The sequence below is a fragment of the uncultured Bacteroides sp. genome, assembly GCF_910578895.1.
In the GTDB taxonomy this organism is placed as follows: domain Bacteria; phylum Bacteroidota; class Bacteroidia; order Bacteroidales; family Bacteroidaceae; genus Bacteroides.
Genome location: NZ_CAJTSC010000067.1, coordinates 1 through 15,853, shown reverse-complemented (window position 1 = coordinate 15,853; position 15,853 = coordinate 1). Strand labels below are relative to the sequence as shown.

13 protein-coding genes and 2 pseudogenes are annotated in these 15,853 nt (G+C 46.7%); 11 read left to right on the top strand and 4 right to left on the bottom strand.

The window, feature by feature from the left end:
* A pseudogene (locus tag QZ327_RS12825) lies at nucleotides 1-206 on the bottom strand (hypothetical protein); the annotation flags it as partial.
* A 19-nt stretch (nucleotides 207-225) separates the two neighbouring features.
* A complete protein-coding gene (locus QZ327_RS12820; RefSeq protein WP_294619896.1) occupies nucleotides 226-1,053 on the bottom strand; it encodes a calycin-like domain-containing protein in 828 nt (275 codons plus the stop codon).
* A gap of 186 nt (nucleotides 1,054-1,239) precedes the next feature.
* Here QZ327_RS12820 and QZ327_RS12815 point away from each other — a divergent pair, with 186 nt between their 5' ends.
* Nucleotides 1,240-2,193, top strand: coding sequence for a helix-turn-helix transcriptional regulator (locus QZ327_RS12815; RefSeq protein ID WP_294619894.1), 954 nt, complete (start codon nucleotides 1,240-1,242; stop codon nucleotides 2,191-2,193).
* A gap of 221 nt (nucleotides 2,194-2,414) precedes the next feature.
* Here QZ327_RS12815 and QZ327_RS12810 read toward each other — a convergent pair.
* Nucleotides 2,415-2,642: pseudogene (locus QZ327_RS12810) on the bottom strand (hypothetical protein); the annotation flags it as partial.
* A gap of 188 nt (nucleotides 2,643-2,830) precedes the next feature.
* Here QZ327_RS12810 and QZ327_RS12805 point away from each other — a divergent pair.
* The 10 genes from QZ327_RS12805 to QZ327_RS12760 all read left to right on the top strand — a co-directional run bounded on the left by QZ327_RS12805 (nucleotide 2,831) and on the right by QZ327_RS12760 (nucleotide 15,505).
* Nucleotides 2,831-4,201, top strand: a complete 1,371-nt coding sequence (locus QZ327_RS12805) for a site-specific integrase (RefSeq protein ID WP_294619892.1) — start codon at nucleotides 2,831-2,833, stop codon at nucleotides 4,199-4,201.
* Between the two features lie 10 nt (nucleotides 4,202-4,211).
* Nucleotides 4,212-5,402, top strand: a complete 1,191-nt coding sequence (locus tag QZ327_RS12800) for a hypothetical protein (RefSeq protein WP_294619890.1) — start codon at nucleotides 4,212-4,214, stop codon at nucleotides 5,400-5,402.
* Nucleotides 5,403-5,575: 173 nt separating this feature from the next.
* Nucleotides 5,576-5,887, top strand: a complete 312-nt coding sequence (locus QZ327_RS12795; protein WP_004310563.1) for a helix-turn-helix domain-containing protein — start codon at nucleotides 5,576-5,578, stop codon at nucleotides 5,885-5,887.
* Nucleotides 5,888-5,920: 33 nt separating this feature from the next.
* On the top strand, nucleotides 5,921-6,586 hold the full coding sequence (locus QZ327_RS12790) for a hypothetical protein (RefSeq protein ID WP_294619887.1): 666 nt from the start codon (nucleotides 5,921-5,923) through the stop codon (nucleotides 6,584-6,586).
* A gap of 229 nt (nucleotides 6,587-6,815) precedes the next feature.
* Nucleotides 6,816-7,166 carry a mobilization protein gene (locus tag QZ327_RS12785; RefSeq protein WP_294619885.1) on the top strand — a complete coding sequence of 117 codons (351 nt, stop codon included), beginning with the start codon at nucleotides 6,816-6,818 and terminating at the stop codon, nucleotides 7,164-7,166.
* A complete protein-coding gene (locus QZ327_RS12780; protein ID WP_294619883.1) occupies nucleotides 7,163-8,215 on the top strand; it encodes a relaxase/mobilization nuclease domain-containing protein in 1,053 nt (350 codons plus the stop codon). The genes QZ327_RS12785 and QZ327_RS12780 overlap by 4 nt, the downstream gene beginning before the upstream one ends.
* On the top strand, nucleotides 8,212-9,000 hold the full coding sequence (locus QZ327_RS12775) for a hypothetical protein (RefSeq protein WP_294619881.1): 789 nt from the start codon (nucleotides 8,212-8,214) through the stop codon (nucleotides 8,998-9,000). Before QZ327_RS12780 ends, QZ327_RS12775 begins: the two co-directional genes overlap by 4 nt.
* 5 nt (nucleotides 9,001-9,005) lie before the next feature.
* Nucleotides 9,006-10,217 carry a site-specific integrase gene (locus tag QZ327_RS12770; RefSeq protein ID WP_294619878.1) on the top strand — a complete coding sequence of 404 codons (1,212 nt, stop codon included), beginning with the start codon at nucleotides 9,006-9,008 and terminating at the stop codon, nucleotides 10,215-10,217.
* 251 nt (nucleotides 10,218-10,468) lie between these two features.
* On the top strand, nucleotides 10,469-11,485 hold the full coding sequence (locus tag QZ327_RS12765; protein WP_294619876.1) for a restriction endonuclease subunit M: 1,017 nt from the start codon (nucleotides 10,469-10,471) through the stop codon (nucleotides 11,483-11,485).
* Nucleotides 11,486-11,569: 84 nt separating this feature from the next.
* Nucleotides 11,570-15,505 (top strand): Eco57I restriction-modification methylase domain-containing protein, encoded by a 3,936-nt coding sequence (locus tag QZ327_RS12760; protein ID WP_294619874.1) that lies wholly within the window; start codon nucleotides 11,570-11,572, stop codon nucleotides 15,503-15,505.
* A gap of 43 nt (nucleotides 15,506-15,548) precedes the next feature.
* Here the strand turns inward: QZ327_RS12760 and QZ327_RS12755 are convergent, their stop codons facing one another.
* On the bottom strand, nucleotides 15,549-15,722 hold the full coding sequence (locus QZ327_RS12755; RefSeq protein ID WP_004310545.1) for a hypothetical protein: 174 nt from the start codon (nucleotides 15,720-15,722) through the stop codon (nucleotides 15,549-15,551).
* Nucleotides 15,723-15,853: the final 131 nt, after the last annotated feature.

Sequence of the window (15,853 nt, the reverse complement as noted above, 5' to 3'; positions counted from 1 at the left end):
ATGTAGTGCCACTCGGTGTAGTCCGTCGCGTCGAGGTATATGCGGCCCGTGTGCGTATTGTCATCGACGGCGATGAAACCGTAGGTCCGGGTATCTTCGGGTCGGGGCGCGTCATAGATATCCTCCAATATGCCGTTACAAGCCGAGAGCGATAGCATGGCTATCACTCCCGACAGAATAGATGTTATTTTATGGCTTACTGACATCTCTATTCTTATTAGGTGATTACTCTGCGGTGGCGGGAGCCTTGCCCGGCAGCAGCGTGACGGTAAGTCCGCCCATTACGGCAGGTACGTTGAATGCGATGAAATAGTCGTCCTTTGCGGCGTTGCTCTCTCCCGTCATGGTGAAGGCATAGTCCTTTACGTTGTCTCCCATGCTCATCGACACCGTCCCTTCGCCCGTGAACGTATAATTGTCGCCGTTCTTCCTGACGGTGGCTTTGTCGACCTTGAATGTGCCCCACGCCGCCGATTCGAAGAGGACCGCAAGGGTTCCGTCGCCGTTGGCCGTCACCTTCAGGCTTTCATCGTCGGTATAGCGGTCCTGAAAATAGGTACAGTCGGCATCGGTATAGCCTTTGTAAGTCCCGGCCAGCAGCAGGTCGGCGGGAGCCTCGCCTGTGGTGAAGTCGAGGGTCAGGCCTCCCATGACACCGGCGACCTTGAACTGCATCTGTGCCTTTTCGCGTGAATGGATCACTGCGGTGTATGTGCAATCGTAGGAAGAGACGTTGCCGCCCAGACCCATTTTTGTCTGACCGCTGCCCGTGAGGGTGCAGGTGCCGCCGTTCTCGCTCATTTGCGCACCGGGGATGGTAAACTCGCCCCACGAGTCGGAGATGAAGGTAACGCGGGCCGTGCCGTCGGTGTTTTCGGTCACGACGACGGTTTCGCCGGCCGTACAGGTGCTCTGGAAATAGGCGCAACCTGCCAGTGTGTAACCCTCGTAACTGCCGGCGATATCGGCTACGGCCGGTTGTTTCTCATCGTCGCTGCACGCTGCCGAGCTGAGCGCCACGACAGCAACTGCTAAAATCGTTTTCAATTTCATATCTGCTATTTTTTATTTGTTTATTTTTTCCGGCTGCAAAATTACCCCGGAATCTCAGGGTGAACAATACTCTCATTTTAGTATTTTGGGACTACATGATACGCTGTTATCATGCTTTTTAAGTATTGTCAGTTATATATTATATGAGTAATTTTGCAGCATCAAACAATTCGATAAAACTGTATTATGAGTAATAATGACATAGGATATAAACCCAATGAAAAAATGCGGGATATTGTCAAGAAACACAATTCGCTCATCCTTGTAATGGGACGGTTTGGGCTACCTTTGGGATTTGGAGACAAATCTGTCGGGGAGGTATGTCGTGCGCACAATGTAGATGAAAGGACATTTTTAGCAGTTGTGAACTTTGTAGTAAAGGGAATCTGTAATTATGACACACTCTCTTTGTCTTCTCTTATGGGATATTTGAAACAGGCTCACGAATATTATTTGGGATTCAATCTGCCTAATATCCGCCGGAAACTCATTGAAGCCATAGACTGTTCTGGCAACAATGATATAGCCGTACTAATTATTCGTTTCTATGACGAATATGTAGCGGAGGTAAAAAAGCATATGGAGTATGAAAATCAAGTTGTTTTTACCTATGTCGAACAACTGTTACAGGGTTTTCTTAATCGTAACTATAATATTTCAGCGTTTGCAGGAAAACATACTCCTATTGGTTATAAACTTAAAGAATTGAAAGATATAATCATACGCTATTATCCTGAAAAGAATAACTATTTGCTAAATGCAGTTTTGTTGGAAATCTTATTTTGCGAACAGGATTTAACATCCCATTGCAAGATTGAAGACAAACTATTTGTTCCTGCCGTTAAACTTGTAGAACAGCAACTACATAGAAGTGGAAAAATTGTTTATACCGATGATGTACAAAACAATTTCACTGGAAACGAAAAAGTGGAAGAATTGAGTGACCGAGAGAAAGATATTCTTGTTTGTTTAACCAAAGGCAAGAGTAATAAAGAAATTGCGGAAGAATTGTGTATATCTGTAAATACAGTTACGACCCACCGTAGAAACATTTCAAATAAATTACAGATACATTCTTCGGCAGGTCTTGTGATTTATGCAATCGCCAATAATCTGATAAATATTGCAGACATCAAATGAATAGCATTTGGCACAAACTTTTTGAATAGGTACATCAAAAAGCCGTATCATGCCACTCATAAGCAATGATACGGCTCTTTTATAAATTCTTTTGATGGATTTTATTCTTAAGTAAAGTTTCAGATACCCAATTGGGATATGGTCAGCAATAATATTGTTTGGCAGCCTGAGTTTATCAACGATACTGGAAATCAGCTAAGTTTCTTCAATATGTTATGGAATTATTCCTTCTGTTGTTCCCACTTGGCATACATCTCCCTTGAAAGTTCCACAATCTCCCGACTCAGTTTCACAAGGTCGATGGTATGTTTCTCCAACTTGTAGAGCAACGCCATCGCCTTCTTCTCCGAAAAGTGGATGCGCAACTCTTTAACGACCTGATTGTAGTTCGTACCGATGGCACGGAACTGGGCGTGGAAGTCGGACAGTTTGGTGTAGTAGTCCACTATCCACTAAATATATTCAGTGAAATTCCGTTTTATAGGTTATCTTTGTATATCAGTTATTTGCAGATATTTTCATTTGGTTTGAATACTCACGAAATTTCACGGTTTTAGAAAATATTGGTACTGTTTGATACTATATTTCGGGATATATTTTGTACCTTTGCATCATGTAACCAAAGGATATATCGCGTATGGATTTCATCTTCATCAAATCATCCAAGGCAGGAAAGGAGGACTACGGTTCCATCTATGCCCGTGTGCGCAGCGGAAAGGCGAACATGAAAGTCGTAACGGGCTTCACCATCAAGCAACTTGAATGGGAAAAGTACCGCAGCCTGCAATACACCTCGTCAGCCCTGATGTCAAGCATCGGGATAAAGTACGGGCAGTTCGCCCAAGTCCTCGCGAGGATAAAGGCGGCATTCGAGGCGGACGGCTTCAATCCCAAGGAGGCCAAGAACATCATCGAGAGCGTGAAACACGACGTGCTCAACGGTATGATGCAGATTGTGGAGGTCAAGCCCAAAGGCCGGATGCTGTTTGAGGATTTCCTCACCTCTTATATAGAAGACATGGAAATCGGACGGCGCACCAAGAAAGGCCGTACCGTGAAAGTATCACCTGCCTATATAAAAGGTCTGCGCATTATCCAAAAACAGATTCGCAACTACCAAAAGGAAACACACCGCAAACTCGGACTGGATGACATGACGATGGAGACACGCAACAGCCTTGTCGGTTACTGGAAAGAACGGGGCTTGATGCCCAACGCCATCAACTCGTATATGACCGATGTCCGCACGGTGGCAAAGGCGGCCTACGAGGACAAGCTGACCAAATGCGATGATTTCCGTCATTCCGACTTCGTGCCGAAAAAGGAGGAGGTGGACAACATCTACCTCACGCCGGAACAGATACAGGAAATGCTCGACCTCGACCTTTCCACCAAGGAGGCTGTGAAAAAGAGACTGGAATCACTTGACATCAGCGAGGACGAAAAATTGGCACAACTTTCCAAATGCAGGATTACCCATATCAGGACGCTGGAGCACGTGAGGGACATTTTCATCGTGGGCTGTCTGACCGGGCAGCGTGTTTCCGACTATTCAAGGATATGCGAGGACATGATAACGGAAATCGGCGGCACGGAGTTCATACTCATCACCCAGCAGAAGACGGAAAAGAAAGTCTATATCCCCGTTGACAGGCGAGTAAGAGCCATACTTGCCAAGTATGACGGTAAGTTACCTCCGGTTCATCCCAATGAAATGAACAAGCTGGTGAAGACCATCGGCCTGTTGCTCGGCTGGATACATGACTGCGGCTTTGACGAGAAGCGGCTCAACCCCAAACGTGGAAGGAGGTTCTGCGATATGCTTCTTTCCCATACAGCCCGGAGAAGTTTCGCCACCAACGCATACAAGGCTGGCGTCCCTCTGCCTTCCATCCAAGCCATCACGGGACACAGCAGCGAGGCGCAACTGCGCCGCTACCTGAAACTGGACGCGGAGGAAAAGGCCGTCATAGCGTTAAAGGATTTCAAGGGTATCATCGAAATATAAGGAGGTGCTTATGGAAAAATCAAGGTTTGACATCATTAGCGACCTGTTCAAACTGTCCAACGTAATCAGTGAGAGCCTGAAACTTGCGGAATCGCTTGCCGGCAAGTCTTCAGGCAGTGGCGAAACGGATTGCAAGGAGATTTGCCGGAACATCAGATACAGCCTGAAGCCCCTGCCTTTTCTTTTGGCCGGCATCAGGGAATATATCACCGAACACGAGGACAAGGAGCTGGCACGGAAGTTTGTCGAACTTCACGATGACACGAAAATGCTTCATGGCATCTGCTCCAAATATGCGGACTTGAACAAGGCGGCTTTCCGTACAGGGGTAGCTTACCTGAGCATGGAAGTCATAAGTCAATACTTCTTTCCCGAAAAAGAACAGGAGAAAGTATCGCCGGAAGGTTCTGATATTTCTCCCAAGCCAATGACACGTACCGAAGCCACCGACTGCATCGACACTATCCGTGCCGCCATACGGAAGTGTGCAAAGGATTCAGACGGGAACAGAGGGAAAGAAATGTATGCCTCACTTGCCAAAGTGGATAAGGTGAAAATCCAAGCCGTCAAGGAGTATATTGTCAATGCCAACGACAAGGATTTGGCGCAACTCTTCACGGAATATTTTGCGGAAGCCATCCACCTTTCCATGCTGCCCCAAAATGATGATGTGAAAGCACAGTCTGCCGGAATAAAGATGTTCCATATCGCCATGACGATGGGATATGTCAAAAGAAACGTGCTGCATGAGAACGAGTCCAAGTCGGCAACATCCAAAACAATACCCTCTTGTACGGAAGAAGCGTCATCCGGTTTTATCGCCACAGATACAATGCAAGGCGGCGCGTTCAGTACGACCGCGCAAGTTCCCGTTTTAAGGCTGTACCGTTTCCTTTCCACTTTCACCGTGCAGAGCGGCCCCGACAAGGGCAAGCCGTTATTGGACGGCAATGCCGTTTCCGACCGGGACTTTCTCCGTGCCGTCATGCGTGCCGACTATTCCACGATATACGGCAGTTGCGTGAAAGGCAAGATGCGCTGTGTCGCCATCCTGCTGTCCAAAGCCTACTTCAAGGACTGGAAAGGTTACAGGGAAGCCGCAGCCCGTTCTATGGGTCTGACACCCGAAAGCCTCGCCAAGTATAATGTGGAGAAAACCTTTATAGCGAAGCTCAAAGAACTGCTTCCCATGATAAAATAGTGACATAACCCACAGGTGGCTACAATTCACCACAACCCACAGACTTCCACAAGCCGTTAAGCACCAGTTGTTTGACGGCTTTTTTCATGCGGTGTCATTTCACAGAATACCACAAATTCACAGGTTTTATTATTGCCATACCTTTGCCGCCATGAACTTAAAATCAGTGAATTATGACAGATAAGACAGAAATGGTACTGGTATCGCGCGACGAGCTTCAACAGCTTATCGGCGCAAGCGTGAGGTGCGCGTTTGAGGAATACCGGCAGGAACAGGCACCACAGGACACATCGGAGTATTACACCATCCGGCAACTGGCGGAGAAATGGGGCGTGAGCATAGCGACCATCTGGCGGCACGAGAAGTTAGGACACATCAAGGGGCAGCGGATAGGACGGCGTGTCCTGTTTCCCAAGGAACAGATAGACCGCATCAAGAGCCTGAAAGCCACCAACAGGAAGGCTGACAAGAACGCCAAGGGATAATTTGTAAGACGCACAACAAAAAAATCAAGGCTTATGAAGAATTTGAAACAGCTTGTTTTGCCGTGCTACAAATTGGAGATGGCAATGCCTGTGGAGGCATGGTACTTCCTGCACGGGAGCACGGACGGAATATGCAACCTTACCTATCTTCTTTCCCTTTTGTCGAAGATGGCGGTTTCGGAAGTGCAGAACACCAAACGGGGATTGGGCTATGCCGTCCATTCCGGACAGGTGGACGGCTCCATGCTGGTATTGGCCAAGGAATGGGGTATCGGTCGCAAGGCGGTGTCCCGTCTGTTGGAGGATTTCTCGGAACGCGGGCTAATCCGTGTTGATTCCAATCCCGTGACTTCCATCATAGACATGGTGTGCGTGAAGTCGTGGATGATAGCAGGGCGGCTCATCGAGAATCCGACATACCGCCAGACAGTCAAGGCATACGAAGGGGTACGGGTATTCCTTTTCAACGGGCAACAATTAGAGACGTTGCGCCGCAGTTCGGCAAGGAAGAAGAAAGAAAAACCGATAGAAGAAACGGCTAAGGGAACAGATGGCTTGCCTTCCATGAATCCGATCGGTTCCAATCCTATTATAGAAGGTATAGGAACAGCGGAAACCGAAACGGCTGCAACAACCGAAAGCGAAGTGGAAGGCACTGCGGAAATGCTATCGTGGATGCCGACAACACACCTGTTTTAGAGGATAGCAATACGCTGTCCGGCTCACTGGAATGGAAACAGCCACAGGAATGAAGCGGCAGGGATGGCAAGCGACAGCGTTTTAGAAGGGATATTTTTTAGGGCTGGCAAGTTAATGTTTTCGTCCACGAAAACCACGCCACAAACGGCGACCCGGCCACACAGGAAACGGCAAGCCCGGATTACAGCCCTAAAAAACAGAACGGTTTAACGAATAAAAGAAAACGGATATGACATATCAGGAGAACAGGAACAAGGGAGGCCGCCCCAAAACGGTAAAAGGCAAGGCGCGGACAAAGACCATATCCACACGGCTCACGCTTGCCGAATGGAAAGCGGTCATGAAACGGATTACCGATGCAGGCAAGAAACCGTCGCACTTTCTGCGCGAACTGTTACTGCACGGCAAAGTCGTGGCGGCACGGACACAGGAGGACAGGCAGCAGATAAGGATGCTGGAGGGAGGATGCAACAACTTGAACCAACTGACGAAGATGGCGCACCAGCAGGGCTTTTTTCTTTTGAAAGGCAAAATCATGGACTTGCTGGACGAGTTCAATAAAATCATAGAGAGGATATGATGGGCGATTTGAAAAAGCGGGCGAGTTTCGCCAAAGTGGTGAACTACGTGAACAACCCGAAGAAGGCAAGGCTTATCGACAGCAAGGACGTGAGGCTGGATGACAACGCCACCATCGCAAGGAGTATGCAGGGACAGGCAGACGACAAGCCGGGGCACAAGCTGAAAAATCCGGTGTATCATATCTCGCTGGACTTCGCACACGAGGACACATCCAAGCTGACAGATGACCTGATGGTCGAAATCGCCCGTGAGTATATGCGGCGCATGGGGATAACGAACATCCAGTACATCGTGTGCCGCCATACCGACAGGGAACATCAGCATCTGCATATCGTGGCCAACAGGGTGGACAATGACGGGAACACCATCAGCGACAGCAACGATAATGTGCGTAATGTAAAAGTATGCAAAGCTCTCACGAGAGAATACGGACTGCACTTCTCCAAGGGCAAGATGAACGTGAAGCGTGACCGCCTGCGTGGTAAGGACAAGGTGAAATACCAAATCTATGACGCTATCAAGGCGGCATTACCCTGTTGTAACTGCTGGTCGGATTTGTGCGACAGGCTGGCAAAGCAAGGAATCGTGGCGAATTTCAAATATGACAAGAGCAAAGGTAAAATCATCGGAGTATCGTTCACGAAGAATGAAATCTCGTTCAGCGGCTCACGAATAGACCGGAGCATGAGTTTTTATAAGCTGGACAGGCTCTTCGGGAACCAAATTTCCGAGGGTATGGTATGGCAGCCCCGTGTGCAAGAACAGCCACAACCGACCCGGCAGGATGTGGGATTCCACAACAATACGGCTGATACTTTTATAAAAGAGCCGTCACCGGCCAAAGCGGAAGCGGACGGCAACGGAAGCATCCCTGCTGAACCCGGTTCAAATATCGTTCAAGTGACCATCGGCACACTCATGGAGTTGTGCGTACAACCGCACCAAGCCAAGGTCTCATCCGGTGGCGGAGGTGGAGGAAACGAAAGCGGCTGGGGTGAGAATGACAACGAAAAGGACAAACATAAACCAAAGAGGAGAAAAAGATGAAGGACAACAAGCAGAACTTAACCGACCTTATCGGAGCATTGGCAGTGGACATCGAGGAAGTCAAGAAAAAACTGGACGCAAAAGACAGTTCGGACAAGAACGAGGCATTGAAAAGGCTGGAAGCGAAGCTGGAGCCTGTTATACGGTTCTTCAATGGCAATGCACCGGAAAATGTCAATGCCATTTTCGGAAGCAAGGAAGCCATCGAGGAATACAAGCAATCAATAGGTGATGAAGCGGTAGCAAGTCTGCGGTTATACACCGAAGCCAACGAGAAGGATATGCGCAAGCATGGAGTTCCCACTATCAAGGAACAACTTAACAAGATACTGGATCTGCTGACTGCCCATGTGGAGAAAGACAAGCAGGCTTCGGAACAGGTGCGGCAAAAGCAAGGTGTCATACCGGAACTGTGGCAGGCAATCCGGCCGGACAAGGTGATAAACACAACAAGACGACTATGGAGCAAAGTTCCCGATGGCTGGCATAAGAATCCTTATGTATGGACTGGCATAGGCTGTACGTTCGTATTCTTTGCCCTGTTTGCCGTCAGTTGGGTACAATGGCATGAATACCGGGAGGAAAACAGACGGTTGAGAACGGTTGCAGACAAACACCATGTGACCACGGTCATGCTCAACGAACTGTACCCGGAACTGGCAGTAACTGTCGGGGCTTACGAGAAACTGGTAGATGTTGTCGGTGTGGACTCCACGCTGGCTATATTCAACCGGCAGGTCAAGACAGTGAGAGAGGAAGAAAAACAATCCAAACAACAAAAATAAAGTGAATGGCATCCATAAAAGTGAAATTTCGTCCTTCCACCGCGAGCGGCAGGGAAGGCAGCATATATTATCAGGTAATCCACGGGCGCATAGTCCGCCAAGTCAAGACGGACTACCGCATATTTGACACGGAATGGGACAAGAAAACTTCCTCTGTGAAAATCCTGCCCGAAATCGGCGAAAACAGGAAACGGTATCTCCGAGAAGTGGCGGAACATATCGACTGGGACACCAGACGGTTGAAAGCCATAGTCTCCCAATGCGATAGGCAAGGAGGAATTTATTCCGTTGATAGTATCATCGAGAAATTCAACAGGCAAACGGGAGAACAATCGCTGTTCCGTTTCATGCAGGGCATCATAGGACAGTTGAAGCAGCTTGGCAAAGTCCGCACATCAGAAACCTATACGGCGGCATTGGCCAGTTTTATGAAGTTCCGTGAGGGACAGGATATACTCTTGTGCGAAATAGACGGCAACATTATGATGCTTTACGAAGCCTGGCTCAAAGGAAAGGGCATTTGTCCCAACACGGTTTCCTTTTATATGCGCATACTCCGTGCCGTTTACAACCGTGCCGTGGAAAAGGAACTGACGGAACAGAAACACCCATTCAAACACGTTTACACGGGCATCGGGAAGACGGTGAAACGCGCCATCCCGTTGAAAGCCATCAAACATATCAAGGAACTTGACCTGACCCTGAAACTGCATCTGGACTATGCAAGGGATATGTTCCTCTTCTCCTTTTATACCCGTGGCATGTCATTCATTGATATGGCCTATCTGAAAAAATCGGACTTGAAGAACGGAACCATCACGTACCGGAGAAGAAAGACCGGGCAGCAGCTCACCGTCAAGTGGGAGAAGTGCATGGAAGACATCATCGCCAAGTATGGAGAGAATACGGCCACCCGTTACCTCCTGCCGATAATTACAAACCCCTGTTCCGATGAACGGACACAATACCGTAATGCCATCTGCCGCATCAATGTGGCGTTGAAGGAAGTTGCCGGTCTGGCAGGATTGAACATACCGCTGACTATGCACGTTGCCCGCCATTGTTGGGCGAGCGTTGCCAAGAGCAAGAACATCCCTCTTTCTGTCATCAGCGAGGGCATGGGACATGATTCGGAAGAGACTACGCGCATCTATCTCGCATCGCTTGACACAAGCGTGGTGGACAAGGCAAACAGCCTTATACTGAAAGATTTTTGACCGGATATTTATGGTGAAATGTGTTGAGCGAAAAGACGAATCTCTTGATAAGAGATATAGTTTATTTCGCAAAGGTACGCATAATATTTCAAATTCCGTGTTTAATCCTCATTTATAATGATATATGAAAGGCATTTTGTGAGAATCTGTTTTGTAAATCCGTCAAATCGAGTTCCTATAACACTGATTATTAGTGCTTATTTCTTCGGGATGGCTCTCTTATCAAGAGATACTCATAAACCCGATATAAAATGCCTGTTGAAGTTGATATATTGGAAGATAGTATCTTTCGGCTTTCGCCCGAACTGTTGAATATCCTGCTCAAAGACCATACAACGAGCAAGGAGGATATTCAGCGCAATATCTTTTGGGCTACTTCCGATTATGAATATCTGGGCGAAGGGTATCAATATGATTCGCCAATTCTTTCCTGTCTTATTACCGGAGATAACGGGCATGTCATCATGCCGCGTATCCTCAAAAGTCGTGACACCCAAACCGCACGTTCGCGAGAAATGGCAGAGGTGTTCACTCCGTCATGGATATGCAATGCGCAGAACAACCTGATCGATGAAGCATGGTTTGGAAGAAAGGATGTGTTCAATACGGAGTACACCGATGAACAGGGTTGTCATCGGTGGAGACCCAACTCAGAGAAAATTCAATTTCCGGAAGGTAAGACTTGGAAAGATTATGTACGTGACAACCGACTGGAGATAACCTGCGGGGAAGCCCCTTATATCGTCAGTCGCTATGACACCACAACGGGAGAGACCATTCCTATTAAGGAACGCATCGGTTTGCTTGACCGCAAGTTGCGGGTTGTAGGCGAAAATACGGAAACTTCCGGCGAATGGTTGGAATGGGTACAGGAAGCGTATAAGAGCATTTACGCCTACGAATGGCAAGGCGACAATTTGTTGATTGCCCGTGAATCCATGCTTATCTCCTTTATCGAATACTATCAACAAAAGTTCGGCAAGCGACCCTTGTTGAAATCCATCAATTATATCGCTTACATCATTTCATGGAACGTCTGGCAGATGGACGGGCTTAAAGGTGTCGTGCCGAACAGCTGCGGTGAACGCCGGACTGTTGTAGCCGACTTGTTCGGAACAAGGGAAGAAGTCAGTCAATGCGAAGGCTGTCAGAAAGATGACATCCGAAGGCACAACGGCATCTATTGCCAAATCAAGGACTGGCGGGCCAAAGACCCTGAAACGGGAAAAATGGGAAAACGAATCCGATTTATCGACCTTATAAAATAAACGGTTAAGTCGAGAGTAGAGCGGAACTTGTTCCAGCTATGCCGAGACGAGAGTGATTCTTAACAAAGTTAAAAATAGTGCAGCATGAAATTCACATCTTCACTAAAATTAAAACTGATATATGTGTTCCGCATCAATGATGCCGCACATAGGGGATGCCTGAAAGTGGGCGAGGCCACTTGTGACAATGACAATGTTTTCGGTCTTGCTCCGAACAGCAAGGCTCTCAACGAGTCCGCGAAGAAACGCATCAACCAATATACGCAAACGGCAGGTATCGCGTACGACCTATTATATACGGAACTTACCATATACAACAGCAGAAAAGGCTTGTGTTCTTTCAACGACAAGGAAGTGCATAGCGTTCTGGAACGTTCCGGCATCAGAAAAAAGATATTCGATACCGAGAACAAGGCCAACGAGTGGTTTATTACCGACCTTGAGACTGTCAAACGGGCAATAGTTGCCGTAAAGGAGGGACGGGAATCGCTCTCTTCCGCCGAAGTTTCACACGACCAGACTCCGATTGTATTCCGCCCGGAACAACGGGAGGCCATTGAAAAGACCAAGAAACAATTCAAGAAAAGCAACCAAATGCTCTGGAATGCCAAGATGCGTTTCGGCAAGACGTTGTCGGCATTGCAGGTGGTGAAAGACATGGATTTCAACCGTACTTTGATTCTTACACATCGCCCCGTGGTGGACAGCGGCTGGTTCGAGGATTTCGGCAAGATATTCTATGACAGTCCCGGTTTTGCGTATGGCTCAAAGAACAACGGTGACAGCCATATATCGCTTGAAGCGAGAGCAAAGCAAGGCAAATGCCAATATGTGTATTTCGCTTCCATGCAGGATTTACGCGGTTCTGAACTTGTGGGCGGCAATTTTGACAAGAACAATGATGTGTTTGTCACCGCTTGGGATTGCATCATCGTGGACGAGGCGCACGAAGGGACACAGACGGAGCTAGGCAAGGCTGTCATGCAGGAACTGACAAAAGCAAATACCAAGATACTGCGACTTTCCGGCACACCATTCAACCTGTTGGACGACTTCAAGGAGGACGAGATTTATACCTGGGACTATGTGATGGAGCAGCGGGCAAAGGCCTCATGGGATTTGACCCATTTCGGTGATCCGAATCCGTACGCCTCCCTGCCCACGATGAACATCTATACCTACGACCTCGGACGGTTACTCCATGAGTTCGTGGATGAAGACGTGGCTTTCAATTTCCGCGAGTTTTTCCGGGTAAATGAAGCCGGAAACTTTATCCATGAAAAGGATGTCAGCGCTTTCTTAAACCTTTTGACCGAAGAGGACAAGGACAGTTGCTATCCGTTTGCCAACGAGGAATACCGCAACATCTTCCGTCATACGCTATGGATGTTGCCGGGTGTGAAGGAGGCTCGTGCCATGAGTGCTTTACTACAATCACATCCTGTATTCCGGTATTTCAAGGTGGTGAATGTGGCAGGAGACGGTGACGAGGACGAAGAGAGCAAGGATGCGCTTGAAGCGGTGGAAGAAGCCATCGGCAAAGACCCCGATGCCACTCGTACCATTACCTTGTCCTGCGGACGATTGACGACTGGCGTCAGTGTCAAGGCATGGACGGGCGTATTCATGTTGTCAGGCTCTTATAATACCGCCGCATCAGGTTATATGCAGACCATCTTTCGCGTGCAGACGCCTGCCACCATCAACGGACGCGTCAAGGAACAGTGTTATGTGTTTGACTTCGCTCCTGACAGGACATTGAAAGTCATTGCCGAGACAGCAAAGATTTCTGCAAAGGCAGGAAAGACCAGCGGCAACGACCGCAAGATTATGGGCGAGTTTCTGAACTTCTGTCCGATTATCTCCATCGAAGGCTCCAGAATGAGCCGGTTCGATGTACCCAAGATGTTGGAGCAGCTCAAACGTGTGTATGTGGAACGTGTAGTCCGCAACGGTTTTGAAGACAAGAGTCTGTATAATGACGAGTTGATGAAGCTCAACGACTTGGAATTGCAAGAATTTGACGACCTGAAAAAGATTATCGGCCAGACCAAGGCAATGCCAAAGACTAATCAGGTGGACATCAATAATCAGGGGCTGACCGATGAACAATACGAGGAACTTGAAGACCTTGAAAAGAAATCCAAGAAGAGAGGCAAGGACAAGCAACCTTTGACGGAAGAGGAGAAGAAACGCCTTGAAGAATTGAAAAAGAAAAAGAACAACCGCGAGGCCGCTATTTCTATTCTTCGGGGTATCTCCATCCGTATGCCATTGCTTATCTACGGAGCAGAGTTGAGTGATGAGAGTCAAGAGATTACGATTGACAACTTCGCTTCACTCATTGATCCGCAATCGTGGGAGGAGTTCATGCCCAAGGGTGTTACCAAACAGAAGTTCAACAGCATCAAGAAATACTATGACCCGGAAATATTCTGTGCGGCAGGCAAGCGCATCCGTGCCATGGCTCGTGCTGCGGACAAACTGAGCGTGGAAGAACGCATCGAGCGTATAACGGATATATTCAGCACATTCCGCAATCCTGACAAAGAAACGGTACTCACGCCTTGGCGTGTGGTGAATATGCACCTTGGCGATTGTTTAGGCGGATATAACTTCTTTGAAAAGGGTTATGAAACCACTTTGTCCGAACCTCGTTTCATTGACCGGGGCGAAGTGACTGCCAATGTGTTTGCCCCGGATTCACGAATTCTTGAAATCAATTCCAAATCCGGATTATACCCTTTATACATGGCATACAGCATTTACCGCGCAAGGCTAAAGAACTCCTTGTTTTCGGTGTCAAGTATTGAGGATGAACAGCGTATATGGGACAAGATCGTGGCTGAAAACATCTTTGTCATCTGCAAAACTCCGATGGCAAAGAGCATCACCAAACGCACACTTATAGGCTTCCGTAAAGCAAAGGTAAACACCCGATATTTCGAGGACTTAATCAATCAAATCAAAAACAAACCGGAACATTTTATCAAGCAGGTAGATAAATTTATTACGGACAGAACAGGAATAAAGAACATGAAAATCAATGCGATAGTTGGGAATCCTCCGTATCAGATTATGGATGGCGGTGCTGGAGTTAGTGCAAAACCTGTATATAACTTATTTATTGAAATAGCAAAACAAATAGCCCCTAACTATATCTCTATGATTATGCCTTCTCGTTGGTTTGCAGGAGGGAAAGGACTGGACTCTTTTAGAGAAAGTATGTTATCTGATAAAAGAATTAGCCATATTTTTGACTATGTAAATGCCAAAGATTGTTTTCCTACAGCAAGCATTGGCGGTGGTGTCAACTATATTTTATGGGATGTAAACTACAAAGGCAATTGTAGTATTACGACTATTCAAGGAACACAACGAGACATGGAACAGCGTCCATTAGACCAATTTTCAGTATTTATTCGCTACAATTCGGCTATTCACATAGTACATAAATGTCAATCTGATAATTCTTTTGCATCAATAGTCAACTCTCGTAATCCCTTCGGACTATCATCTAATATTCGTGGTGAAAAAACGGGGGAAATTCGTTTAATAACAAGTGCAGGAATATCATGGCTTCCAAAATCTGCAATTGATTCTACTAATCATCTTCTTTCAAAATATAAAATTTTGATGAGTAAGGTTACTGCTGAACATGCAGGAGAACCAGATAAAAAAGGACAATTTAAGATAATCTCCAGAACAGAGATTATTGGACCTAATGATGTGTGTACAGATTCCTACCTTATTGTTGGGGCTTCCGAGAGTAAGTTAGTTGTTGAAAACGAATATAAATATATCCAAACACGCTTTTTACGTTTCTTACTAATGCTCTCTGTATCATCTATAAACTTATCCTCAGAAAAATTTCAATTTATTCCATTACAAGATTTCACTTCCAACAGCGACATAAATTGGAGTAGGAGCATATCTGAAATAGATACTCAACTCTATGCAAAATACGGTCTATCAGAAGATGAAATATCCTTTATAGAATCAATGATAAAGCCAATGTAAATAAAAGAGGGCAAGTATCATCGTCTCTTGCCCTCGTAAAAAATTACTTTTCTTTAGTTACACCCTTAAATGGTGTGCCATCCTGTTTTACATCAATAAAGCGTCCTGTATCTTTATCCCGTTTTACCCATTGTTCTGTTTTGGGATTAAAAACCTGAGAACGTTTTCTCACTGCACCATTGCGATGTCCGTCTCCTGACGGTGGATTTGTTGCCATATTAAACCTCCTATATTTTGTCCTTGAATTATATAGCCAAGAACACGCTATTATGTTGGGTATTCAAGTTCTATTGTAAATTTATGGAAATTCATAAGATAATTACAATTAGCATATCCCATCGTAAAAAT